General features: G+C 46.8%; 18 protein-coding genes and 1 pseudogene. 12 read left to right on the top strand and 7 right to left on the bottom strand.

Going from position 1 to position 26,088, the window contains the following annotated elements:
* Nucleotides 1-74 precede the first annotated feature (74 nt).
* The 3 genes and pseudogenes from QUA03_RS22820 to QUA03_RS22830 form a co-directional block, all read left to right on the top strand.
* A pseudogene (locus QUA03_RS22820) lies at nucleotides 75-236 on the top strand (peroxiredoxin); the annotation flags it as partial.
* Nucleotides 237-313: 77 nt separating this feature from the next.
* Entirely contained in the window at nucleotides 314-769 is a 456-nt protein-coding gene (locus QUA03_RS22825) for an NUDIX hydrolase (protein ID WP_333215212.1), read from the top strand.
* A gap of 159 nt (nucleotides 770-928) precedes the next feature.
* On the top strand, nucleotides 929-1,735 hold the full coding sequence (locus QUA03_RS22830; protein ID WP_333215214.1) for an alpha/beta hydrolase: 807 nt from the start codon (nucleotides 929-931) through the stop codon (nucleotides 1,733-1,735).
* Between the two features lie 78 nt (nucleotides 1,736-1,813).
* Here QUA03_RS22830 and QUA03_RS22835 read toward each other — a convergent pair whose 3' ends face one another.
* Nucleotides 1,814-2,725 carry a pantothenate kinase gene (locus QUA03_RS22835; protein WP_333215216.1) on the bottom strand — a complete coding sequence of 304 codons (912 nt, stop codon included), beginning with the start codon at nucleotides 2,723-2,725 and terminating at the stop codon, nucleotides 1,814-1,816.
* Nucleotides 2,726-3,039: 314 nt separating this feature from the next.
* On the opposite strand from QUA03_RS22835, the gene QUA03_RS22840 reads away from it, so the two are divergent.
* Nucleotides 3,040-5,148, top strand: a complete 2,109-nt coding sequence (locus tag QUA03_RS22840; protein WP_333215220.1) for a GAF domain-containing protein — start codon at nucleotides 3,040-3,042, stop codon at nucleotides 5,146-5,148.
* A gap of 958 nt (nucleotides 5,149-6,106) precedes the next feature.
* Nucleotides 6,107-8,707, top strand: a complete 2,601-nt coding sequence (locus QUA03_RS22845; RefSeq protein ID WP_333215222.1) for a Calx-beta domain-containing protein — start codon at nucleotides 6,107-6,109, stop codon at nucleotides 8,705-8,707.
* A 453-nt stretch (nucleotides 8,708-9,160) separates the two neighbouring features.
* On the opposite strand, the gene QUA03_RS22850 is transcribed toward QUA03_RS22845, so the two are convergent.
* Nucleotides 9,161-9,439 carry a DUF4129 domain-containing protein gene (locus QUA03_RS22850; RefSeq protein WP_333215224.1) on the bottom strand — a complete coding sequence of 93 codons (279 nt, stop codon included), beginning with the start codon at nucleotides 9,437-9,439 and terminating at the stop codon, nucleotides 9,161-9,163.
* 634 nt (nucleotides 9,440-10,073) lie between these two features.
* Between QUA03_RS22850 and QUA03_RS22855 the strand changes: the two genes are divergently transcribed.
* The 3 genes from QUA03_RS22855 to QUA03_RS22865 all read left to right on the top strand — a co-directional run bounded on the left by QUA03_RS22855 (nucleotide 10,074) and on the right by QUA03_RS22865 (nucleotide 14,322).
* Nucleotides 10,074-11,801, top strand: coding sequence for a diflavin flavoprotein (locus tag QUA03_RS22855; protein ID WP_333215226.1), 1,728 nt, complete (start codon nucleotides 10,074-10,076; stop codon nucleotides 11,799-11,801).
* A gap of 153 nt (nucleotides 11,802-11,954) precedes the next feature.
* Nucleotides 11,955-12,584, top strand: a complete 630-nt coding sequence (locus QUA03_RS22860) for a hypothetical protein (protein ID WP_333215228.1) — start codon at nucleotides 11,955-11,957, stop codon at nucleotides 12,582-12,584.
* A complete protein-coding gene (locus tag QUA03_RS22865) occupies nucleotides 12,577-14,322 on the top strand; it encodes a diflavin flavoprotein (RefSeq protein ID WP_333215230.1) in 1,746 nt (581 codons plus the stop codon). The genes QUA03_RS22860 and QUA03_RS22865 overlap by 8 nt, the downstream gene beginning before the upstream one ends.
* A gap of 104 nt (nucleotides 14,323-14,426) precedes the next feature.
* Here the strand turns inward: QUA03_RS22865 and pgsA are convergent, their stop codons facing one another.
* From pgsA to QUA03_RS22890, 5 genes are all read right to left on the bottom strand, one after another.
* Nucleotides 14,427-14,945, bottom strand: coding sequence for a CDP-diacylglycerol--glycerol-3-phosphate 3-phosphatidyltransferase (gene pgsA / locus QUA03_RS22870; protein WP_333215232.1), 519 nt, complete (start codon nucleotides 14,943-14,945; stop codon nucleotides 14,427-14,429).
* 68 nt (nucleotides 14,946-15,013) lie between these two features.
* Entirely contained in the window at nucleotides 15,014-15,859 is an 846-nt protein-coding gene (locus tag QUA03_RS22875) for an ADP-ribosylglycohydrolase family protein (RefSeq protein WP_333215234.1), read from the bottom strand.
* A gap of 83 nt (nucleotides 15,860-15,942) precedes the next feature.
* Complete coding sequence (locus QUA03_RS22880) at nucleotides 15,943-16,653, bottom strand: sugar transferase (RefSeq protein ID WP_333215236.1); 711 nt, start codon at nucleotides 16,651-16,653, stop codon at nucleotides 15,943-15,945.
* 274 nt (nucleotides 16,654-16,927) lie between these two features.
* Complete coding sequence (locus tag QUA03_RS22885; RefSeq protein ID WP_333215238.1) at nucleotides 16,928-21,286, bottom strand: hypothetical protein; 4,359 nt, start codon at nucleotides 21,284-21,286, stop codon at nucleotides 16,928-16,930.
* Nucleotides 21,287-21,673: 387 nt separating this feature from the next.
* Nucleotides 21,674-21,796: a hypothetical protein gene (locus QUA03_RS22890; protein ID WP_333215240.1), complete on the bottom strand. Its 123-nt coding sequence runs from the start codon at nucleotides 21,794-21,796 to the stop codon at nucleotides 21,674-21,676.
* Between the two features lie 725 nt (nucleotides 21,797-22,521).
* Between QUA03_RS22890 and QUA03_RS22895 the strand changes: the two genes are divergently transcribed.
* From QUA03_RS22895 to cobT, 4 genes are all read left to right on the top strand, one after another.
* Nucleotides 22,522-23,235: a Crp/Fnr family transcriptional regulator gene (locus QUA03_RS22895; protein WP_190663937.1), complete on the top strand. Its 714-nt coding sequence runs from the start codon at nucleotides 22,522-22,524 to the stop codon at nucleotides 23,233-23,235.
* Nucleotides 23,236-23,324: 89 nt separating this feature from the next.
* Nucleotides 23,325-23,822, top strand: coding sequence for a universal stress protein (locus QUA03_RS22900; protein WP_333215242.1), 498 nt, complete (start codon nucleotides 23,325-23,327; stop codon nucleotides 23,820-23,822).
* Between the two features lie 257 nt (nucleotides 23,823-24,079).
* Nucleotides 24,080-24,835, top strand: a complete 756-nt coding sequence (locus QUA03_RS22905; protein ID WP_333215244.1) for a DUF2232 domain-containing protein — start codon at nucleotides 24,080-24,082, stop codon at nucleotides 24,833-24,835.
* A 72-nt stretch (nucleotides 24,836-24,907) separates the two neighbouring features.
* Nucleotides 24,908-26,014 (top strand): nicotinate mononucleotide-dependent phosphoribosyltransferase CobT, encoded by a 1,107-nt coding sequence (cobT, locus tag QUA03_RS22910; protein WP_333215246.1) that lies wholly within the window; start codon nucleotides 24,908-24,910, stop codon nucleotides 26,012-26,014.
* The last annotated feature ends 74 nt before the right edge of the window (nucleotides 26,015-26,088 follow it).

Raw genomic sequence — 26,088 nt, forward strand, 5'->3', positions numbered from 1 at the left:
CTGACCAGTTTTTTTTCAACAATTCTCTAAAAGCCTCTTGACAAAAGACTTACAGTCTTAACTTGTCACCAATGTACGGACTCAAAAAATTTATGGGAAAAGAATTTATGGGAATTACTCGATCGACCTTCGCGATCGACCCTGATGGTAGGATTGAAAAGGTTTATCGGAAAGTCAAACCAGAAACTCACGCAGCCGAGATATTAGCAGACTTGCCAGACCTCTCGCCTGAATGAAAAATTAAAAATTAAGACTTTTGAGCTGCCAGCTAAGAAACCTGAAATTACTTTCCCCTAAACAAGCTTTTGAGTTTATGCGTCGATTGTGGCAAATTGTACAAACTGTGCTGGGACTGATTTTTCGACATCCCGTCACTGGTACTGCGGTGATTCCCGTATTGCCTGACGGGCGAATTGTGTTAATTCGCCGCCGCGACAACGGTCGCTGGGCACTGCCGGGAGGTATGGTGGATTGGGGAGAGGATATTCCCACAACTGTGCGCCGGGAATTAGCGGAGGAAACAGGACTCGATTTAGTTAAAATCCGTCGCTTGGTGGGTGTTTATTCGGCAGCCGATAGAGACCCTCGCTTGCACTCGATTTGTATCGTGGTGGCAGCAGAGGTAGAGGGAAAAATGCAAGTTCAGGATACGCTTGAAGTCAGCGAGGTTGAGGCTTTTTTGCCCGCATCGCTGCCGGAGGGCGCGCTCAGCCACGATAACAACCAACACTTACAGGACTATTTTCAAGGCCTGACAACTTTGGCGTAAATCGGCGAGGCATCCAAATTTGATCAAAGTCGGAAATTACCTCGCCGTCAAAAATTTTCTGTATATAAATGTGGAATTAATTTTCACTGTTTTCCTACTTTTATTCACAAACTCTGAACATTAAATTAATCATCTTTTTATTACTAAATATTTAACCGGATGTACTCACCGCTACGCAATTCTCGGGTCAAACTCTCTGTAGGGCAAATCTTCTGGCACGAAGTCGGTCAAGGCCCGAATTTAGTATTTTTGCACGGTTCTTGGCACGACAGCAGTCAGTGGCTGAGGACGATCGAACATTTGAGCCCCTACTACCACTGCTTCGCACCGGATTTGCTGGGGTTTGGCGACTCGGAACGCCCAAATCTTCATTATTCGATCGACTTGGAAGTAGAATGTCTCGCCCAATACCTCGATACTTTGAAGTTGCGACAGGTTTATTTAATCGCTCACTCTGTGGGCGGCTGGGTGGCCACCAGCTACGCTATCAAATATCCCGATCGAGTTCAGGGTTTGGTGTTGTTGGCCCCAGAAGGCGTCAAGGTTGGCAACCGGCGGGGGCGGTGGCAGACGGCTAGCTGGCTAATGGGCCAACCACCGCTGGCTTTGTGGTTGCTACGATCAATCTATCCAATTGCTAAGTTGCTGGGTAGCAAAAAAAAGATTGACGGATTGCTAAAGTTCAGACAGCAGTTGATGGAGTCCCCTGTTGCCGTGCAGTTGCTGTTCGGGCGCCGGCGGGCGGAAATTACAGCGGAATTAGTTGATGAGAATTTGTCTTTGCTAAAAGTGCCTGTTTTGCTGTTGCAAGGTTCTGAAGATACTCCCGCAGCTTCGTCTCTGTGTCAATCCTATGCTGCTCTGGCTCCTAATGCCGAACTGCAATTGGTCAGTCCGGGGGAAAGCAATTTGCCGCAGGAAGTCCCGGATGTTGTGGCCAACTATATTCGCGAGTTTGCTAGGTGAATTGGGAATTGGTAATTATTGGGAATTGGGAATTGGGAATTGCGAATGGATAAAATGACAACAGTCAACTGACAACAGTCAACAGTCAACAGTTAACAGGCTAATTCCCCAAAAAATAGCCTCTGGTGCGTCAATTAAGCCTGCGGCTGTATCAGGAAAGGCTGCGGTGAGGTATTTTAAAAGCATAGTGCGATCGCCCCCCGTGACCGCAATTTTGCTATCAGGAAACAAACACCGCCAATCTTCAATAAAATCCCTAACTCCTGCCACCGTCGCATACACAACTCCGCTTTGAATTGCCCCAGCAGTGTCTTTCGCCCAGCGGTATGGCAGATTTTGTGGTAAAGTGATTAAAGGTAATGCAGAAGTTTTTTTAGATAGCGACGATAACTGCAAACCCAAACCTGGTAAGATTGCGCCCCCAACTAAATACCTATTGACATCAGCCCCAGTAAATGTTAAAGCTGTACCAGCATCTATAAGTAAAACTGGCCAATCCAATTGGTGGCCAGCGCCCAGTACAGCCAAAGCTCTGTCAATTCCCAGGGTAGGATAGAGTCCCCTGATCGGCAACTGGTCTAAAGTAATAATTCGGACATCAGGATAACTCTGCCAAATTGCTGTTTGCTGGGTAACTACTGAAGCCAAAATTAGAGGCAGCGGCACTAAAGAAAGTGTGCGAGGATTAGAAAAAGCGGTAGTAGCAGGAAGACAAAGGAGATTTTGAGAAGATATTTCCTCGATCGACCTCATTACTATTTGCACCAAATATTCGGCTTTTTCCTCCTCCGAGAGCCGGGAAACCGCATCAGTATTTAGATGCTGTGTATCCCATGTTTTCTCCAGGGTTTTGCCCACAAATAATCCCCAGTGCAGCCGGGAATTGCCGATCGCCAAAGCTATTTTAATCTGGGCTTTACCTGTCAATCCAGAAGTAATGTTGTCGGTGCTTGCTGGCGAACGGAAATTGTCGGGAATTGAATTTTCCATATTGATCGATCCGGCGCAAACATTGAACTAAAGATAGATTTTAGATTAATTTTATTCGCTTAAACGGGCGGTTAACTCTATTTGACATCTGACCAAGTTCCATGCCACGCGCCAATTAGTATTGTCGGCTGCAGAGGGCATACTTGCTAAATATAAATATTTGTAAAGCAAATAATTGCTTTGCTCAGGCGGCATCCTTTATAATGTCTTAAGATATTCCAAAGTCCTGGTAGCTGCGATGGGGCTGTTGGCGGGGTAAGCATAGGTTTAAAAAACCAGACTCAATCAAAATACTGTACAACTCCTGAGTAAATATGTCTTTAAAAATACAAGAGCACGAAAACCCCTGGCAAAGAGTAACTTCGCGGTTGCCTGAATCTGAAAACTGGAGGCAGGAAGAAAGTCTTTCGCTGCCGGAAGTAGACCAACAAAAAGCCCTAATAGTGCAGATGCAGCAGCAAGTTCAGTTATCAAACTTGCTGAACCAAATTAATAACGAAATTCGCAGTACACTTGACATAGAAGAAATTTTGACATCGGCCTGCAGATTGCTGGGGCAAGCATTACAGTGCAGTCGCGTGAGCATTTTAGTCAAAGAATCAAATACAGAAAAAATTTTAGTTACGCGCGGAGAGTACAACGCGGGGGACTATCCGATCCAACTGGGAATGAAAGTACCGATGACTGACAACCCGCATTTAGCTGCAGTCGTGTCTCAACAAGATTCCCTAGCAGTGACGAAGTTTCTCGATTTTCCGGGATTGAACCCACAAACCCGAAAAATTGCCGAAGCTTTGGAGATTAAGTCAATGCTGGCAGTAGCTACTCGCTATCAAGGTGAAGTGAATGGCATAATTGGCTTGCATCAGTGCGATCGCGAACGGGAATGGACTGATTGGGAAAGGCAGCTTTTAGAAGGGGTTGGATCGCAATTGGCGATCGCGATCAATCAAGCCAAACTCTATAGCAAAACCCGGCGCCAAGCCGAACGAGAATCGCTGCTACGGCTGATCGGCAACCAAATTCGCAGTACCCTCGATCTGGAAACTATTTTACAAACAGCGGTGAGAGAAGTCCGCCAAATGTTGCAGTGCGATCGAGTAATCATCTATCAGTTTCAAGACAACTGGCAAGGAAAAGTTGTGGTTGAAGATATGGTGATTCCTTGGCCTTCAATTTTAGGAGATATGGGGGCTGATAAGTGTTTCCGGGGAGATTACGCCGATCTTTACCAGCAAGGGCGAGTCAAAGCAATTAATGATATTTTTAATGCTGGTTTAGAGCCTTGTCATGTCGATTTCTTAAATAGTTTGCAGGTTAAAGCTAATCTGATTGTGCCGATTGTTACATCCAGAACTGAAGAAAATACCCCGGACACAGCCGGAAGCTATAATCCTAAGTTTCCCGGTAGGCTGTGGGGTTTGCTGATTGCTCACGAGTGCCGGGATACCCGCAATTGGCAGCGGCAAGAAATGGAGTTGCTCTCCCAGATAGCCAACCAAATGGCGATCGCCATTCAGCAAGCAGAACTTTACAGCCAAGTCCAAGATGCGGCGGTAAAATCTCAAGCTCAAACCCAGCAGTTGCAGGCTGCACTAGAAGAATTGCGATCGGCGCAGCAGCAATTGATTCAAAGCGAAAAAATGTCAGGTTTGGGGCAAATGGTGGCGGGCATTGCTCATGAAATTAACAACGCCAACAATTTCATCCACGCTAACTTGTTTCACGCTCAAGAATATTTTAAAGCCTTGAACGAAGCTCTAGAACAAGCCGGAAATGCCTGCCCGGAAGCAGCGGAAGCAATTGTCAGAATCAATGAAGAACTAGAACTCGATTACATTCGAGAAGACTTTGGTAAACTGCTCAATTCAATGCGGGAAGGCAGCGGGAGGATTCGCTCAATCGTGATGACGCTGCGAAATTTTTCTCGTTTAGACCACGCTGAATTAAAACCAGTAGATTTGAATGAAGGTTTAGAAAGCAGTTTCTTGATGCTGCAAAATAAGCTAAAAACTCATATCAAAATAGACAAGCAATACGGCAGTTTGCCGCCCGTCCAATGTCATGCGAGTCAAATTAACCAAGTATTTTATAATTTGATTGACAATGCTTTAGATGCGCTTCAGTCAACGAGCAAACCGGGGGAATTAACTATTCGTAGTTGGCAAAGCGAGCCGGACTGGGTAACAATCTCTGTCCGCGACACGGGAACTGGCATTCCTGCAGAAATTCAAGACAAGATTTTTGACCCATTTTTTACTACTAAACCCGTGGGTAAAGGTACGGGTTTAGGACTTTCAGTGTGCTATCAGGTAATTGTTCAAGCTCACGGTGGCAAGCTGAGTTGCGTCAGTCAGGCTGGCGAAGGAACTGAGTTTATTGTAGAGTTGCCCCTGACAAATCAGAGGAGGGTAAGTGCATAATTCTTGCTTTAGTCAGATTAACCCTGTTTTGTCACTCTGGCAGTAGTAGAGAACCCATTTGACATCTTGAGGGCGATCGTAAATCACATTACGGATCACTAATACACTTGGTTTTTTACCATCGCACTTTTAACATTACTCCGGACAGTTTTGGGAACGAGACTACACGCTTACGCGGGGCAAGGATCATAAATAAAGTCGAATTAAATGTAAGTCAGGGGTGGAGCTGACATTGATTTAATTATCCACAGGGGCTGCGAAGTCTTAGAGAATAAGCCATTGGGCCATATAAAAACTGTCCGGACTATTGTTTTAATAGAATCAGATTTAACTTACGCCCGAACCTCAATTTTTAGGAATTCCCAACAGGGTTATGCGTAGACATATAAAATCCTGAGTGTTTTTACTCATAAAAGTTTCTGCTGATTCACTTCCACAATAAACTTGGTTTTTTACCATCGCATTTTTAATAGAATCAGATTTAACTTACGCCCGAACCTCAATTTTTAGAAATTCCCAACAGGGTTATGCGTAGATATATAAAATCCTGAGTATTTTTACTCATAATAGTCTTTGCTGATTCACTTTTGTCCGCTGAAGCAGTAAACGCGGCCTCTTGGGCGGCTCGGAATTTGGGATTTAAGCTCTCCTCTACAGATGTGTAAAACCCGCTTTTTATAGGGCTGAAAAAAATATCGCAATTTTTCCGGATAAAACCTATTGATGATGAAAGTTAAACATCCCTATGTAAATAGGTCTAAATAGGTGTAATTATTTACACTCAATATTTAATCGGGGGCAATAATACCTTCAGATGCTGATTGGGCAAGCATTTTTACTTGATTTACCTGCACGTATGAGGCAATTTTTCTTGCAGTGACAAATCGCTACAAGAAAGCCCAACCTCTGGTTTTCAGTCACTTCTAATCCTTAATTACTCATCATCAAAGGAGAATCTATGGCTACTTCATTCACTGGTTCTTTGGGTACAACCACTAATTACAGCAGCATCAGTGACCTAATTAAACAATGGCCGACTGCCGCCCAGGATCAAGGCATCCAACTGTCTGGGATAGCTTTTGATGGCTTTGAAACGAACTACACTAACCCTATTCCCATCAGCAACCTCACGTTAGCAACGAACGAAACCCCTAAAAGCGGGTTGAGCTACGGCAGTCCCGCTGGTATTGGTGTCTACGGCTCTTATAGTGGTTGGTTTACCGACGCCACTAAAGATCGGTCGGAAATCAACTTTGACCCCAACACCAATCTATCTCAGGTGCTGAAGGTGAGATGGGCAGATAATAAAGATATCACTAGCGCCACGATCGACCTCAGTGGATTATTTCCCAAATCAAGTTCTACTACAGTGAACGATCAAGGCGATGAAGTTGGTTCGCTGCAACTCTTTAATAATGGGGCTTTAGTACCGGCTACCAATTTTACGATTACTCGCCTCAGCGCTCCGAGCGCTCCAAAACCGATCGGTGTGTCTTCAAATGGAGTGACTGTCACTGGCGATCGTGCCGATGGCAATTTCACATTCCAGATACAAGCAAATTCCACTAGCGTTGCTTTTGACGAACTGCGGTTTTCCGCCACAGCCTACGCGAACCCCACCGCTGCCTACCTCGGCACCTCCCCCAAAAGCGATAGTTCCGACTACCTAGTGCGGAGTATTCAATATCAAGGCATTGATGTGACGCCGACGCCGACGCCGACGCCGACGCCAACTCCGACGCCGACGCCGACGCCGACATCTCCAAGTCTCTTTCAGTTCGCCCAACCAAATTACACGGTGGCTGAAGGTGGCGTGGCGACGATTAACGTTACTCGCACCGGTGGCACGGCGGCTGCATCGATTAACTACTCTACTCTTGACGGTTCGGCAAGTTCAACAGGCAGTGCACCGGATTACACTGGAACGTCGGCGGGGGTGTTGAATTTTGCTGCGGGGCAAACTACCGCTAGTTTCACCGTGACGGCTTTGAGTGATTTGACATTGGAATCGCCGGAAACGGTGAATTTGGTGCTCTTCGGTGGCAATGTCGCCAGTAATCCGTCAATTTTGACGATTAATGATGTGCCGCCGACTCCGGGGACAACTCCGACGCCGACGCCGACATCTCCAAGTCTCTTCCAGTTCGCCCAGCCAAATTACACTGTGGCTGAAGGCGGCGTGGCGACGATTAACGTTACTCGCACCGGTGGCACGGCGGCTGCATCGATTAACTACTCTACTCTTGACGGTTCGGCAAGTTCAACAGGCAGTGCACCGGATTACACTGGAACGTCGGCGGGGGTGTTGAATTTTGCTGCGGGGCAAACTACCGCTAGTTTCACCGTGACGGCTTTGAGTGATTTGACATTGGAATCGCCGGAAACGGTGAATTTGGTGCTCTTCGGTGGCAATGTCGCCAGTAATCCGTCAATTTTGACGATTAATGATGTGCCACCAACTGGGACGACGCCAACTCCGACGCCGACGCCTACGTCTCCAAGTATCTTCCAGTTCGCCCAACCAAATTACACTGTGGCTGAAGGCGGCGTGGCGACGATTAACGTTACTCGCACCGGTGGCACGGCGGCTGCATCGATTAACTACTCTACTCTTGACGGTTCGGCAAGTTCAACAGGCAGTGCACCGGATTACACTGGAACGTCGGCGGGGGTGTTGAATTTTGCTGCGGGGCAAACTACCGCTAGTTTCACCGTGACGGCTTTGAGTGATTTGACATTGGAATCGCCGGAAACGGTGAATTTGGTGCTCTTCGGTGGCAATGTCGCCAGTAATCCGTCAATTTTGACGATTAATGATGTGGCGACAACTGGGACGACGCCGACGCCGACCCCAACTCCGACCCCAACTCCGGCGACAACTCCGGCGCCAATCACGTATTTCTTCAGTGCGGCTAATTACAGCGTCAACGAGGGCAGCACTGCGCCGATTACCATCAATCGCAGTGGCAACGTTACGGCAGCGAGTGCGATTTTGTTCAGCACGGGTGACGGTAGTGCTAGTTCTCCAGCGGATTACAACAGTGTGACTCAAGGGGTCTTTTTTGCAGCCGGACAAACTAGCGCACAAGTTCCGATTCAAACTTTATTTGACAATATCACGGGGGAGCCTACTGAAACGGTGAATTTGTTCTTGGCTGGTGGCAGTTTGGCTAGTCCGTCAGTAGCAGTTTTGAGCATTATCGATCCTACTTTTGTGGCTCCGACTGTGTTCTCTTACGGTTCGTCTCCTGGTTCTGTTGCTGATGGTCAGTCTGGAACTTTTACAATTAATCGGACTGGCAATACTTCGGTTTCGGCTTCGGTGGACTATTTGATTGCTCCTCCTACTGGTCCTGGTCAACCTTTTAACTTCATAGACTACACCATTAATCCATTCAGGGATTTTACTGGAGGCACGGTTAACTTTAATCCCGGTCAAACTAGCGTTAGTCTGACGATTACCAATACTCCAGGTTTGACTGGTGGTAATGTGGGTTTAAGCTTTGGCCCAGGTGCGAATGTCGGCATTCCGGGATCCACTACAATTACTTTGCTTTAAGGCTGTTAGTAGGGCGAGAAATCCTTGCTCTACTAATATGTCTCGCAAGTAGTTAAATGCTTTTTATCAGTCTGATTCCTCACTACAGCTTTTTTCAAGAAAGCGAGGTACGCAGGTAAAATTTTCGCTGTGTGACAGTCGCTGGCACCGACAGCTAATGGGATTCACCTACAGGGCTGATTGTGGGCTGCCTCGACCCGAATCCCATTGCTGGTGCTAGTTTCGTCACTTTCAACCCATTTGCTAGTCCGGTCTGATAGCACCCTTTCAAGGTCGTACTCTTAGATGCTACGCCCGTTATTCGAGTACGACCTTGGACTCTTGTGTATGGAAATAATTAGATGGCAATTGGCTATCAACTTGGGGTTTTTTAGATTCTTTTTTTGTGGTAATTATTGTTAGTAGAAGCGATGCTAAAATTATCGGCTGGATATTTTTTTTGCGCTTACCTACTTAATCATTAATTTGTTGATAAGCTTGCTGACACTGTTCAAAGGTTGAGGGGTCAGCTCTCCTATTCCTAAAATATAGTTGTTGATGTATTCTTATCAAAGTTTCGTAAGGCACTGGCTGGGGTAATTGCTGGATTAATTGCAAATATTCGCCATCAGTGCGGCTGGGTTGGTAAACTACGGTTCCCGCATCATTTAACCGCTGTAACAAAGCCATGTAAAGACAGTGGCAAGCTTGGCGGTATTTGCCTTGTTGCTGCAATTTTTGCGATCGCAACAACCACTATGCTACCGACAAATCGTTAATTGTTTGTTTCGCACTGCCATCAGTTGTTGGATTCCTATTTTTGAAATTATGAATATAAAAACGTAACAGTTGCCAAATGTGCCAACTTGCCCAGACTGCGAGCAATGCTAAGATTAACCGAAAGCTGGGTTTAGCGATCGTCCCCAAGATGGGGGAATCACACCAAGATGGCAATTTGACATTCGGTATATTTTGGGTAGCTTTTAGTTCCTACCACTCCTGCAATCGCTGTTGCGACTTTCCTATTTGCCAACTCAAGTTAGTTTTATCAAAGGGACTTTCAGACATAGCTTTACTTCACTTAATCGATTTTGCCCTGTGGATTTGGGATTTTTTTATTCGATCGTCTTACTGCACATTTTTTACAGCTTTTAAGTTGCTACTAACTAATTGACTCCTCGATCGCAATTTCCATGCAAAACTCAGTACCTCGATCGCCAAACCGATAAAACTTGGTTTCATTACCACACATATTAGCTTTTTGTCAATAGATAGATATCACTTTTGGGATGCTTAACTGAGTGATAGGAAATTTGATAAAGATTTACAAAAGAAACGTGTCAGAATGGAAACAATAAGGTAATGGGTAAAAGACAAGGAGGCACTGATGGTAGCGCTGACTGAACGAGTCCAACGCAGATTGACGGTGGAAAAAGTCGAAATTGCCCCTGATACAACGGCAATTCGATGCCTGGACTGGGAGAGAGACCGCTTTGACATCGAATTCGGACTCAAAAACGGTACAACTTACAACTCATTCATTATTCGCGGTGAAAAAACAGCCCTCGTCGATACGTCGCACGAGAAGTTTCGCCAGCAATACATGGAAACTCTGACGGGCGAAATTGACCCCAAAGAGATTGACTATTTAATTATCAGCCACACCGAGCCAGACCACAGCGGTTTAGTCAAAGACGTGCTGGCGCTGGCACCCCAAGCAATTGTTGTGGGGGCGAAAGTAGCAATTCAATTTTTAGAAAACCTTGTACACCAACCATTTGAGCGATTGGTAGTCAAAAACGGGGACAAACTAGATTTAGGAAACGGCCACATTATCGAATTCGTATCGGCGCCGAACTTGCACTGGCCCGATACTATTTTCAGCTACGACAGCAAAACTCAAGTGCTGTTTACCTGCGACGCTTTCGGGATGCACTACTGTTCCGACAGCACCTTCGATGACGATTTAGCAGCAGTTGAGGAAGATTACCATTTTTATTATGAGTGTTTGATGGCTCCCAATGCTCGATCGGTACTCAGTGCCATGAAGCGGATGGCAGAGTTGGGAGAAATCAGTACAGTTGCGACCGGTCACGGCCCCTTGCTGCGACACAACGTAGTTGAACTCACCGGGCGCTACAAAAAGTGGAGCCAAGCGCAAGCTAAGGCAGAAACCACTGTAGCGGTATTTTACACTTCCGATTACGGATTTAGCGATCGACTCAGCCAGGCGATCGCCCACGGTATCACCAAAACCGGTGTCGCTGTGGAAATGATGGATTTGAGAATCGCCGACTTGCAAGAAGTCCGCGAACTTGTTGGTACCGCCGCCGGTATCGTGATTTGTTCGCCGCCGAGTAGTGGTACGGCTGCTGCGAATGCCGAAGCTGCTATCAACACAATTTTAGTTGCGGCTAACAACAAACAATCTTTCGGTTTGTGCGAATCCGGCGGTGGCGATGACGCATCGATTTACCCGCTGCGAAACAAGTTCAAAGAGTTGGGTTTAAAAGAAGCATTTCCCAACATTTTAATTAAAGAATCACCGACAGAAGCTAGTTATCAACTTTGCGACGAAGCAGGCACCGACTTGGGACAGTGGCTGACGCGGGACAAGGCTGTCAAACAGATGAAATCCCTCGACAGCGACCTTGATAAAGCTTTGGGACGAATCAGCGGCGGACTGTACATCATCACCGCCCAAAAAGGCGATGTTAGCGGTGCGATGCTGGCTTCTTGGGTAACTCAAGCTAGCTTTAAACCGCTAGGTTTAACAATAGCAGTTGCGAAGGATCGGGCGATCGAATCGATGATGCACGCGGGAGATAAATTTGTTCTCAACGTGCTGGAAGAAGGCAATTATCAAACCTTGATGAGGCACTTTTTAAAGCGTTTTGCTCCGGGTGCAGATCGATTTGCCGGAGTTAAAACTCAACCAGCAACCAACGGTTCTCCGATTTTGACAGATGCTTTGGCGTACATGGAATGCGAAGTAGTCAGCCGGATGGAACTTTCGGATCATCATATCGTATATGCGATCGTCGATAACGGTCGCGTCTCCAATCCCGATGCACTGCCGGCAGTTCACCACCGCAAAGTGGGAAATCACTATTAGGAAGGAAATTCGGGTGCTTATGTGGCACCTTACCTACGCAAAAACTCTCAACGTAGGGTGCTTATGGCGAACCTTACCTGCAGCTAAACTTACGGTGCGCCATAAGCCTTTTCTTACCTTTTGTATTTCCATTTTCACTTTTAGGAATTGCCAATGCCTGCCAATCTTTTAGAAGACCGAGATTACACAATTATTATTGCCAGAAGCGATGCCAGCAGAGACCCTCACCATCCTTGGTACGAGGATTGGGTAGAAGCACAGGCATCTCTGATCGACTTAGCAAAAAAATGTCAGGAATTTGACAGCGACGGCATCACCCTTTACGAAGCTTCTACTCCTATGTGGAAGTATAAAAATTCAAATGTTGCCCGGTTAGCTCAAATTTTGCAGCGACAAAATACGGAACCGGATTCAGAAAACCCGACTGCAATTAATTTGGAAGAAGCTCTGAAAGCAACTTTTAGTGATTATTTCGCAAGCAAACCAAATGCCAAAGGGAAGAACGGAGCAATAATTGTTGCAGTCCTAGATCAAAAACCAGAAAATACTGCTGCTGTTGCCGAAATTCTTGTAAGTGCGGCCAATACGATAGATAAAGATGAAGAAATTGGAGTGAGCTTTATCCAAATTGGGGATGATTTGACAACCAGGGAATTTCTGATTGACCTGGATACCAATTTACAGGATCGAGGTGCAAGGTTTGACATTGTAGATACCAAGTTTTGGCACGAAATCAAAAGAAGTTCTGTAGTTCAGTTTCTCATAGGTGCAATTAATGACTAACACTTTGACTCCTAGACTCGCATCTGATGCCAAACCCCGCGACGTGCAGTTTATCCCGATCGCACTCGATACTTTTATTGTGCGATCGCGCACTTGGGATCGGCTCAAATTTGAAGTCGAGTATTCGCTGCAAAAGGGTACGACAGCCAACAGCTATATTATTCAAGCTGACAAAACTGCTTTGTTCGACCCGCCGGGGGAATCTTTTACTGAAAATTACCTGGAATTTTTGCAGCAACGGGTGGACTTGACCAAGCTGGATTACATAATTTTGGGGCATTTCAATGCTAACAGAGCAACTACGATTAAAGCTCTGTTAGAATTAGCTCCTGAAGTAGCTTTGGTTTGCACGAATCCAGCGGCCATTAGTTTGCGAGCCGCTTTCCCAGACCAAGAATTAAACATTATGATTGTTCGGGGAGAAGAAACTCTCAATTTAGGAAAAGGTCACGCCTTAAAATTCATCGCGACTCCGACTCCTCGCTGGCCTGATGAACTTTGCACCTACGATCCGCACACTCGAATCGTGTTCACTGACAAACTATTTGGAGCTCACGTTTGCGGCGACCAAGTATTCGATGAAGGCTGGAGCGTTTACAGCGAAGATCGGCGCTATTATTACGATTCTCTGCACGCATCTCAGGCCAAACAAGTGCTGGCCGCAATGGATAAATTAGCCGATTTACCAACAGCATTTTATGCTCCCGGTCACGGCCCGATCGTCCGTTACGGCCTGAATGAACTGAGCAATTTGTATCGGGAATGGAGCCAGCAACAAAATTCAAAAGACTTGACAGTTGCTTTGATTTATGCTTCAGCTTACGGAAATACGGCTACTTTAGCGCAGGCGATCGCCAAAGGAATTACTAAAGCCGGCGTTGCGGTGGAAAGTATCAACTGCGAATTTGCGGAACCGGGAGAAATTAAAGAGGCGATCGAAAAATGCGCGGGGTTTATCATCGGAACTCCCACGCTAGCAGGACACGCTCCGACGCAAATTCAAACTGCTTTGGGAATAGTTTTATCTACAGCAACTAAGAGCAAATTAGCGGGGGTTTTCGGTTCTTTTGGCTGGAGTGGAGAGGCGATCGACTTAGTGGAAAACAAGCTGAAAGATGCTGGCTATCGAATTGGATTTGAGCCGATTCGAGCCAAATTTAAGCCGACGGCGGCGACGATTCACGAGTGCAAAGAAGCGGGAACGGATTTTGCTCAAGCTTTGATTCGATCGCAAAAATTGCGGGCACCGAAACCGCAGTTAGCAGCGGGGAGCGATCGCACTGAACAAGCAGTAGGGAGATTGGTTGGTTCGCTGTGCGTACTCTCGGCGAAGCGGGGAGAAGTCGCCAGTGCGATGCTGGCTTCGTGGGTGTCGCAAGCAACCTTTAATCCGCCCGGTGTGACGATTGCGGTGGCGAAAGATCGATCGATCGAAGCTTTGATGTACGCCGGAGATAAATTTGTGCTGAATATCTTAGCCGAAGGGCGACAGTTGCGGAAGTATTTCATGAAAAACTTTGCTCCCGGAGAAGACAGATTTGCCGGAGTCGAAACAATGGAAGCTAGCAACGGCTGTCCGGTTTTGACTGATGCTCTAGCTTATCTGGAATGCCAAGTGATAAGTCGGATGGAATGCGGCGATCACTGGGTAGTTTACGCGGCGATTGAAAACGGTCATTTGCTCAATAATGACGGCGTGACAGCGGTGCATTACCGGAAATCAGGGAGTCATTATTAAGCTACGGCTAGGACACGGCAATGCCGTGTCCCTACAAATTCATCGAAGTTTTTATCTGCGTTAATCCGCGTTAATCTGCCCTCATCTGCGGTTTAAAAACCGACTTACTTCTCCTCAGCAGTCTTTTCCGGCCACAGATAAATAGCACCCGAAATCAAAGTTAGAGCCACAGAAACCCAAAAAGCAATTAAGGCGGGAAAGTTCCACGCATCGGAAAGAGGAGCAATTAAAAGTGCGATCGCCACAATCTGACTCACCGTCTTCAACTTCCCCCAAATATTAGCTCCCGAAATCGTAGTTTTATTAACACGCCACCCCGCAATTGTCAACTCCCGACCAAAAATCAAAAACACTCCCCAAGCCGGGATTTTCCCCAACTCAATCAACACTAAAAGCGGCGCGAGAACCAACAATTTATCCACCAAAGGATCGAGAAACTTACCCAAATCGGTAATTTGATTCAGTTTCCTAGCCAAATAGCCGTCCAGCCAATCAGTAGCCGCAGCTACCACAAAAATTGCGGTGCAAATCCAGCGGCTTTGCGCGCTTGGGTCGTACAAACCGTAGAGCAGAAAAGGCACTCCCAGTAAGCGAGAAAACGTAATCAAATTAGGCAAATTCATAATAGCAAGAAGTTCGGCAACGCGCAGTGTATCGGGATTTAACGGATGTAAAAGATATCAGGAAGAAATCAGAAGTCGATCGCACAATTCATTAACTCTCGATCCAGTTCTATGATATAGTCTCGGCCGTAAGATTGATTTTCTAATCCTTGTACCAGATTTTCTGGCAGGTCTTGGGCAATTTCACTGCTACAGGAACCAGCAGCTAAAGCAATAGTGGCTACGGTATCGACATCTCCCGAAAAGGCAATGCAATCTAGGAGCAGTTTGCTCATACTATCATTTCGCATGACAGCAGTAATAGCTGCTCTAACACAGACCAAACCTTTAACGCTGACTTGTCCTTGCCAAGGTATCGACCACTCACCAGGGACGTGCTGTTCTAAAAAATTTCCCAAATTCTTCTTTAAACCTAGCTGATAAATAAAATAATGAGACATCAAAGCGGCAGCTATAGCTGCTTTAATGCCATCAGGACTGTTGTGAGTAATTGCAGCTTGAATGGTAGCATTTTCGATGACTTTTTCAATAGTAGGAAAAATGCCAATGGGGCCTGCTCGCATCGCAGATCCGCTTTTATCGCTAGCAGAGTGAATTTTTTCTAAGAATTCTTTTCCGTCTTGAACTTGTAGTAAAAAATTGTAAAATTTGCCAGCATAACCAAATCGCCGATCGCGGTGAAAAGCTGCAACAAATTTGCTGGCTAAAAGTTCCGGCGTCCAAGGTTCTCGGCTGACGATAGCTTCTGCGACGGCTAAACTCATCTGCGTATCGTCCGTGTAACATCCAGGCCGGATATCGTGACGGGGATGCTGGATGTAGCCGTTGAGATTGTTGTACATTGCGATCGTCTGCTGGTCAACAAATTCAAAACCAGCACCGTAAGCGTCACCAATCGCTAATTCTATTAACATATATTTAATTTATTTACTACTATTTCATCCCCTATTTTTTCCTAAAACTTAAAATCCAAAAACAACCCAAAACAGCAAGTCTATTAACACGCACCGTTTTTACTGAACACCACCCCAATTGTTTTGCAAATCAGAGTGATGTCGTAGACAACAGACCACTTGCCCTGATAGGCGAGATCCATCTGCACAATATCGTTAAAGTCTTTAACTCCAGACCGTCCGTGGACTTGCCACTCCCCAGTCAGCCCGGGTTTTACATTTAAACGTTGCCAGTGAAAATCGTCATAGGCAGCAACTTCATCAGGAGTGGGCGGTCGAGTTCCCACCAAACTCATGTCACCGACTAACACGTTCCAGAATTGAGGCAACTCATCCAAACTCGTGCACCGCAAGAAGCGGCCGACGCGGGTAATTCGCGGGTCATTTTCATTCTTAAAAATGTGACCCTTGGCTTGGTTGCTAACTAAATGTTTGAGCTTTTCTGCATCGACAACCATCGATCGAAATTTCCACATTCTGAAATGTCGCCCTTGGAAGCTGCAGCGGACTTGACTGTACAGCAGCGGGCCCCGATCGTCCAACAGCATCGCCACTGCCACCGGCACCGCCACCACTGCAGCAATTGCCAGTCCCAGCAGCGAGCCCAAAATATCGATCGACCGTTTTACCTTGCTCGTTACGGATCGATGATGCTGTTGTTTTGATACACAGACTTTGTAAGTAAATACTTGAAAAAATAAGGACAGCATTTCTGATAATGATGATTTCGACGAGGCACCCATCGGAAATTTCATATGATTTCTCTCAACTTTAACGATCTCTTACTTCCATCTTATTAGCCATCCCAAATCTGCAGAACCTGAAATGCTGAGCTTTGCACAATCTTTAAAAAACAATAACCCTTTTATAAAGTTTCTATGTACTTTTTATAAAAACGTATAAATTTTCTGTAAATTCACGTAAATTTACAGAAAAAAGTTAGTCCTGGACGCAAAAAAACCTGGTTTCGACTAGGACTCTTCCCGGAAGACAGGGAGGATTCTACTGAGAAACCGGGTTTTTTGCCGTTTAGCGATAAATATCGGTGCGAACATCCCAAGCAAGTGTTAGCGGCTCTAACAATTTTTGCTGGCTGCTAGAGGCGAGTTTGCCTAAATATTCGCGAACAACAGAGGCGTGTTCGATATTCAAACGATAACCCCGTGAGACATCTTCAAAGAAAAGTGGCTCGGCCAAAATTACTTCCCAATCGGGATTTTGCCTTGACTCCTCGGCCAACAGCATGAAATCTTCCTCCGCAGGCACAAGTCCCGCCGGCAAATTTCCTTCCAAAATCCGCAAAATCCGGGGTTCGCAGGTGCGGGTATTCACGCCCTGCCGTTCCAACAACTGCAAAATTTCTTGAAAGCTCAGAGTTTCCTGGCCCAAAACCTGCATTAATTCCCACAGCAGAAAAAAGTCGCTGTACTGCTGCTGCGACACATCCAAAATGTGAGGATAGAGAGCCAAACTCGCTAACCCGCAGGCGACTCGACCAAATTTTTGGGGAAAATTTGTACTTTGAGATACAGAATTTAATGCAGAATTGTCAATCTCAAAAATATCTCGATCGCCCTGCAATTCCTGGTCTTGAACCACGATCGCATTCGGCAGCTTCTGGCGCAACCAGCGGGCGATCGCAGGCCAAGCACCCATACCCCCGGCACAAATCGCCTGATTGATCCCCGCCGGCGACATTCCCGCGCGACTGAGCAAAGCATTCAATTCGCGGTTCAACTGCTGCACAAAAGGTACTAAAACCAGACTTTCCAAATCTTTGCGCTTCACATCCCAATGCTGCTGACCAATATCCAAAGCAAAACTTTTTTGATGTTGCAAAGTAACTTTTATTTGCCTTGCCGCCTCTAACAATTGCAAACCAAAAGCAGAACCTTGTAACCGCTGCTGCAATTGATAGCGACTCGGCAAATCTGGATGGCCTGGACGTGGCAAATCGATCGACATTCCCCAAGTTTCATTTTTAGCCAACAACTGACAGATAATATCCTGATCAAAAGCATCGCCAGCAAAACCAAAACTCTGGCAAGTAAAATCAGCACGAGTTAAATCTTGAAGATTGGACGGCAACTCAACTAAAGCTAATTCCACCGTCGCCGCCCCCGCATTCAAAATCAAAGTTCCCCCGCTAAAAGACGAAGCATTCACAGTCAGCGGTGCAGCTTCTTCACCGCTCTTAGCAGAATCCACGGCTGACGACTCGACTTCCATGCCATTTTTCACAGGAGTTACAGCAGCAAGCAAAGTGGCGATCGCATCTTCCACCACAAAAATTTGCGAACCAGAAGCTACCAGAGACGCGCCCAAAACCGCCTCGCGCAGATTAAACATATAAACATCCGACCAGCCGGCCGGAGTCCCCAAAATTACACCCTGCAAGTCTAAAAGCGCCGCATCGAGAGTTTCTGGCGTCAGTCCCGAAGCCCTACAAATTAAATTAGAAACTGGCAATCCTGCAAAATTCGTCCTTGGCGCAGAATCCAAAATTTCCCCTGATTCGGCAAATTTTTGTCCCCGCAAACTCGGATTCAAAGTAGCCAGCAGTGCCCGCACACTTTGCAGCGGCAAGGCGATCGAAAAAGCCTGCAAGGGCGACCACTGCAACAGCGGTTCGTACATCCCAGCAGCCTCCCGCTGAGAAGGAATGCCCACCTTTAAAGGCAATTTAAAATTTTCCAGTAAAAATTCTCCTGCCGCCAAAGCCTGGGGTCGGAATCCCACCGACTTGACTGTCACCTCTGACCCTGGGCTTCCTGGGGCTGTGTTCGCCAGCACCGCAGCCGAGGGAATCCGACAACTGGCCTCTGCTGCCAAAACCTCAGCCTGCGATGCTTCCCAGTAAATTGGGTGCAACTGCCCGCTGGTGCGATCGAGCAAAGCCGCAGACAGGCCGCTGGAACCGAAATCAATCCCCAAATACCAGCTAGAATTCCGGCGTTCTGGGGATGGGGCGATCGCACCTGCTGCAGAATGCCCAGCCGAGTCTTGCTGCTGTGTTCCGGCAAACTCGCTAAAATCAGTTTTCCCCTCAACAACTGCTGCTTTACTCTCTGTCGAAATTAGGTTTTTTTTTTGACTTTCTGGAGGACTCGATCGCAGTTCGTTGATTTCGGCAGTTTCTGGAGGGGGAGAATCACTCGAAGGTCGATCGGTCTCGGTCAAACTAGCCAAAATCTCGTCTAGCGTCAAATTCGATTCGTCTTCCTCAGCAAACAAATCATCCTCAAGTTCGTCTTCCAAAACAAAGGGTTCATCATCAGAGGAGAGTTCCAACACATCGGAGAACAACTCCTCCAGCGTGCCGAGTTCTTCCTCTGCCGCCTCCGCAAAGGGATTGTTTGCAATGCCTTCGGGGGAACTCGCCGATAAATCCAAGCTGTTAGCGACTAAAAAATTCGATCGCCCGAAGCTAGTATTTTCCAATCCCTCCAGATTGTAGAGGTCTGCCTCCAAAAGTTCCAGAGTATTGTTGTCCAAATTGAGAGCTCGATCGAGGTCATCTTCTAATGCCTCGACCGGCAGCAAATCCTCATCCGGCGAAGCTTGGATGTACCCATCATCGAGCCGCTGCGAGGATGAGTCGAACTCGCCAGTTTGAACGTCACCGGCACTTGGCACAGCGGGGGTAGCGCTGGGTCGGTGAGGGCTAATTTCTCCAGGCGTTCTCAACGGCAAAGCTGGTGATTGAGGGACTGTAGCGCCGAACTGCTCGCCTTGGTTTTGACCCGTTTCTAGATTTTCTCGATCGTCCCCGTCAAGTTGCACCTCAGCGGTTGAGGGTGGTGCTTCTGAAACTTGAGGTACTGTTGCCACTTGCGGTTCAAATAAATCTGCACTATCTAAAGTTAGAGACTCTACAGAATTCCCCATTACAAAGTCTGAATCTTCATCTACTAAACTCTCTTCCAGAGATTCGCCTTCATCCAGCAGATTTATAAACAAATCTTCCGTCATTTTTAGCGATCCGGCACTTTCCTGATCCGTCGCAGCTTGATATTCTACACCTTCACTTTTGGTCTCAATTACATTATTTTCTATCGGGAAACTTTCGATTTCTAATTCTACTTCAGGAACCGCTTCTCCCGCAAACAAACTTGCATACAAATCCTCAATCTCTTCTTCGGTTTCTGTTAACCTATTCTCCGATTCACCGCCAGTAAACCGAGTTGCATTTCGAGATTTTTCTGCGGTAGAACCCAACAAATTATCTTCCAACTCCGGGAGCAAACCTGGGGATTGAATGCGGTCGCGATCGCGCCTCAACTGTCTGAATTGCGGAGAAATTTCTGTACCGGCGTAGGGAAATCTGTCTTGTTCTCCGAATTCGCCGGTGCGAATTTCCTGCACCGAGTCTCCTGGCTGACTCTCTGCAGCTGAGTGTTCGATCGCAGTATTTGAAGGGGCTGGAGCGACAGGAGATTGATCGGCTGCTGTTGGGGTGACGGTTTCGAGATTATTTGCTAAATCGATCGGCTGTTGAACGTAAGATGAAGCTTCTCGCCCCAACTGTGCAGCTAAGTGGTTGACCAAAGCCGCGAACATCGCCTCGCTCTGCTGGCTCAAACCGTACATATTTTCGAGTTCTTGTCTCAAGGAAGCTTGATAGCTTTGCAGATTTGCTTGCAAAGCCTCGAACACGATAGCCATCCTAGAATCGAGACTCATCAGCAGACTGTCAGCATGAGATTGGAAAAGTTGCATTTGCTCCAACCTCTGACCCGGCGTCAGCAGCGGGTGTTCTTCTGAGGTTTGTCGGTTAAGTGTTACGTCAATAGCCGATTGTTCATCAGGCGCACTGCCCAAAGAGTATGGTGCTGAGATGCTTTGCAATAACTGATTTTCTAGGGAACTGAGAATTTGGGAGAAATCGCTAGCCAAGGTTTCTTCTAAGCGACCAGTCAGTACCTGCAAGAATTCAGCAATAATTTGCTGTTGGTTGGCTTGTTGCTGAGCTAGGGATTGTTGCTGCTGCCGTTTTGCTTCTAGCTGTTTGATTTCTTGAATTAGAGCTTGCTGCTCTTGCCGCAAAGCTTCTATGTCTTCTTGGAGCGGCCCTGTCAGGTTGGAACGCAGGTTGCTGATTTCTCCGGTTACGGCAAGCATGATTTGCTCTGCTGCTGAGGGGCCAGGGGCGGGCAGAGGCACTTTGGGTACTGGAACTGGTTGCGGGCGGACATTTGGGCGGGTGGGGGCCTTTGGGGCCGTTAGCTTTGAGTCTGAGGAAACCAGATAAGCGCGAACTCGCTCTAAAAGTTGGCGCTGGTGGACAGTATCAAGAGAACCCGTCCAAGGCAATCGGGGTGCGGGCTTGCTGAGTACCTCGTCTATCTCAGCAATCAGTGCTTGAATTTTATACTTCTGAGAATTCAAGGGCGGAACCTCTGGGAATGCGGCTTGGGAGAAACTTTACCGACAAAAGACTGAAGTCAGGCGGCAGCGATGCCAATAGATAGAATAATCTGAATGCGAGTCCGTCAATCGATTTTAGATTTTAGATTTTAGATTTTAGATTTAAGCATTGACCGCACGGATAAATTCGGGGGTTCCTTTATCGGATACAGGTTTTTTATTTCTGGACGGATGAATCCGGGGGCTTCTATCCTGGATGCTTTCGGTCAATTATTCACTAATATTTTCTGACAACTGTTAATTAACCTTTTGCCTTCGGAGCGCTTCTATTGCCTATGATAGGTTAGTCGGTACTCCCCCACCAAATGCCCGCTTCTATCAATTCCAAGTGCTTTCAAATTCTGCGACTCAGGGGCGAGTTTCCCTGCCCGGAGGCTGATTCTGCTCGTAAGAGCTGCGATCCAGACGAACTGTTGCCTTCACCTGCTTGAACGGCGGGCCACACAATGTCACCGCGAGTTTCATTAGCATGGTGGTGCGTCAGTGTCTGTTCATTTTTCACCGACTTGGAAAAAACCTCAAACAATTTGCGATTTGGGATACCGATATTCGGAATTGTCCCCGTATGCTGGATTTGAGTAACCTTTAATTATAGCCTATTATCTGTATTCATGGCTAGATACTAATGGTACAATAATCTTGGGGTAGCAGAAAAGTTGGCTGGGAAGTGGGTGGATTTCGCTCGCCAAGAGCGCCTGTCTTTAGGCTCGCAATGGCTGTGGATTTTGCCCCTCGTGCTGACATTGGCCAGGTTCTAGGCAGTTTGGATTTGGGATCTGTCTACCGTGCTTGCAGGCTTGTACTCGTGGATTCTGCCTTCTCGACAGCAGGGCAAGAGTGACAACAAATCTCTCAGCAGTGTTAAGCTTGTCTTCGCGAAGTGCTTTCAAAGGTAATTCGATCGGCTCAGTCGTTTGCCACATTGCTAAAATTTTGTTAATAAAATTTGCTCAGTGGTATATATCTAAAAAATTATGGTATATTCTTTAGTTTCTAGCTCCCAATCAGAGCTTGAGGCTATTAATTCCCATATTGAGCCTTTGACCGCAAAACTTTAGAGGTAAAATTGCCGATTTTAGATCCTTGATTTTAGATCATTGTTTCTCAAATCTTGAATCTCAAATCGAATGACTCGGCTGCAAGCTATTTCTAACTGCCCAGCGCAGCTCAAGCGCATAAATTAAAATGATGGCCTCATGGAAGACCGCTTTAACACCCGAGATCCGAATTCTAATATAAATCAATTGATAGTTTCTACTCCTTTTTTTGCAGGATTACCCGATCCTGTAATCGAGAGAGCAACTGTCCACATCGTTACCCGCAGTCATCCGTCAAATCAAGTGATTTTACTCGAAAATGACTGGGGAACATCAGTGTATTTTATATTGGATGGTTGGGTGAAAATTCGCACCTACAACCTAGACGGAAAAGAAGTAACACTGAATATTTTAGGCAAAGGAGAATTATTCGGGGAAATGGCCGCGATCGAAGAAGCACCGCGATCGACAGATGTGATCACCCTAGCCCCGACACTGATCGGCAATATGCCATCTCAGGATTTTGTGCAGCTTATTCATACCGAGCCGTTAGCAGGCATTCGGCTAGCTCAACTGATGGCCCGTCGCCTGCGACAAGTCAACCGCCGCCTGCGTTTGCGAGAGTCCGACAGTACCTCGCGAGTAGCAGATATTCTCTTATTTTTGGCAGAGGGGCAAGGCAAAAAAATCCTGGAAACAGGAGGTACAGAAATACCGAACCTGCCACACAGAGAATTAAGCAGCCTCAGCGGGCTGGCCCGCGAAACAGTAACGCGAGTGCTGAGCAAGCTGGAAAAAAAAGGAACTATTCAGCGCGAACGTGACGTTTTGTGCATTCCCGACCTGCACGCCTTAGAGCGTCTGTTAGTCTAGAAGTATCAGAGATTGCTAATTTGAATTAGATTCAAAAGCAATCTCTGTTAACTAACGGATATGAATGATTTCCCGCAGGAGGTAAAGCTGTGAGTTTTAAGAAAATTTTCGCCGCCTTAGATGATTCTGAACTAGGCCACCGGGTCTTCACTCAAGCTTTAGAATTAGCTCTGAACGATCGCGCCCAGGTAATGCTATTTAACTGCGTTACTGTCAGCACCATGGGGGAGACGGCAGTGCCAATTCCGGTAGATTTGGGCATGAATGTCGAGTTAATGGATCAAGCTTATCAAGCTCAACGTTTGCGACTCGAAAGGGAGGAAAAACAGGCTTCGGGTTTGCTGAAAAATTACTGCGACGCCGCAGCAAAACAAGGATTGCAGGTGGAATTTGACTGCAAAATGGACGGCGATCCGGGGCATTGTATCTGTAAATCCGCCGAAACTTGGGGCGCAGATTTAATAGTGTTGGGGAGGCGTGGCCGCACGGGGTTTACAGAAGCTTTCCTCGGCAGCGTCAGCAATTATGTTGTTCACCACGCATCTTGTTCGGTTTTGGTAATCCAGGAAGCCAAAATTGAAAAATAATGCTGCTGAAAATTTAGGCTGAGAAAACCCATCTAAAATAAGACTTGCGTTCCTACCTAAACCCGGTTTCTGGGAGCAATATTAAATTTGGCGGCGAGGCATCCAAACAGTGCAACCGGGAATCAGCCGTATGGGGCGCAAGCCCCGTAAAATCTAAAATCTAAAATCTAAAATCTAAAATCGGAAAATCGGGAATCAGCCGCATGGGGCGCAAGTCCCGTAAAATCTAAAATCTAAAATCTAAAATCTAAAATCGGATGAGTGATTTTTTGTCAGCAGATGCTGCGTCTAATTCGGGTAGTTCACCCAGTACAAATAACGAGTCGCAAACCGCTGATATTGCAGCCATGGCGGGCGATCGTACAAATCCCGATCTGGGGAAGCGCGTCTCTGGGGAAGCACCTTTAAGGCTGGTAGAAACGGCTTTTTTGGCAAGTACCGCTAGCTTAATTTGGCTGGTAAATTATTACTTTCCGCTGGGGCCTTTGCTGCGGGTTTTTTTTCCGATACCCATCGCCCTGGTTTACTTGCGCTGGGGCAACCGAGCAGCTTGGATGGCAGCTTTGGTATCGGGTTTGCTGCTGTCGGTACTGATGGGCCCGACGCGGAGCATTTTATACGTGATGCCTTTTGGAATTATGGGAGTTGCGCTGGGAGGACTTTGGAGGCGCAAAGCGAGTTGGTCACTCTCTGTTAGTGTGGGTGCAGTAATTGGTACTGTAGGCTTCTTTTTTCGGTTTTGGCTGCTGTCAGCGTTGGTGGGTCAAGATTTATGGGTTTACGTAACCGCCCAGGTAACAGAGATGGTGGAATGGGTGTTTGTGAAGCTGGGCTGGCTTAATGTACCGAGTTTGAACACAATTGGGGCGATCGCCGCCGGGATGATTTTGGTTAACAATATTGTTTATTTATTTGTAGTGCATTTAGTAGCTTTGCTGCTATTAGATCGTTTGGGAAATCCAATTCCGCGGCCACCAAGCTGGGTGCAAGTTTTGATCGATTATGAAGAGTAGTTATTGGGAATTGTTGACTGTTGACTGTTGACTGTTGACGGATAACTGATGACTAATAACTAATGACTAACTATGATTGGTATTTATACAGAAATTGAACAGGGGCAGCGATGGCTCGATCGCTATCGGGGACGAAAACCGATATTTGCCTGCGTGTTAGGATTTACCGCTACGGGCTTAATTCCGGGGATTTCAGCAGCAGGAGCAACTCCGCACGATCGACAATTTACTTGTTTGGCTGATGCAGAATTTTTGTATAACGGCCCCCAACCGTCGCCCCAATATCCTTTGCCGCCCCTAGAAGCGGGTGCCTCGCCGGTACTGATATCTCGCGCTGTAGTCGAAGCTTTAGAACTTCCGCTTTACCTATTTAATCCTGGTTTGCCCCTCCCACCTCCCGTACCTGCAATTGACTTAGGCGGCACTCCGGCAAAGTGTCTGATTTCGGGGAATGCTTTAGAACTAGAAACAGTCAAACATTTGCTCGAACAAGGATTAATTTGGGGAGCAAAATTGGCTGCTCAAACTAATGGCAGCTATTTAATTTTAGGGGAGTGCGTAGTTGGGGGAACGACTACTGCTTTGGGCGTGTTAATGGGTTTGGGTATTGCAGCGGCGGGCAAAGTTAATAGTTCTCATCCTCGCTGCAATCACGCTCAAAAATTGGCTGCGGTGACAGCGGGACTCAATAATGCTGAGTGGGAAATTGGCGGACAAAACAGCACTCCCCTGGAATTGGTAGCGGCAGTGGGCGATCCGATGCAAATAGCTGTGGCGGCAATGGCGATCGCCGCGAGTCAGACTTGCGGGGTGCTTCTGGCTGGGGGTACACAAATGCTGGCAGTGTACGCTTTGATGCAAGCCTTAGCCCGTGAATATGCTCTAGTATGGCGTCCCAAACAAGTTGCGGTGGGGACTACGCGCTGGGTGGCCGAAGACCCTACAGGAGACACTGTAGGACTCGCTAATGAGATCGGCGGTGTACCTCTGTTGGCGGCGCAGCTAAGTTTTGCTGGATCTCGCTACGCGCAACTGCAAGCTTACGATCGCGGCTATGTTAAGGAAGGTGTCGGTGCGGGAGCGTGTGCGATCGCCAGTGGGTTGACTGCAAATTGGACTCCAACTCAACTCCTCCACGCTGTTGAAGCTTTAGCCTCGCGCTGTGAGATTAAACATTAGACATCTCCAAAATAGTAACAGTTCGTGGTAATATCACATCATAAAGCTTTTTTGACCCAGAAACATGAGCGACA

This window comes from Microcoleus sp. S36b_A4 (assembly GCF_036700645.1).
Lineage (GTDB): Bacteria > Cyanobacteriota > Cyanobacteriia > Cyanobacteriales > Microcoleaceae > Microcoleus.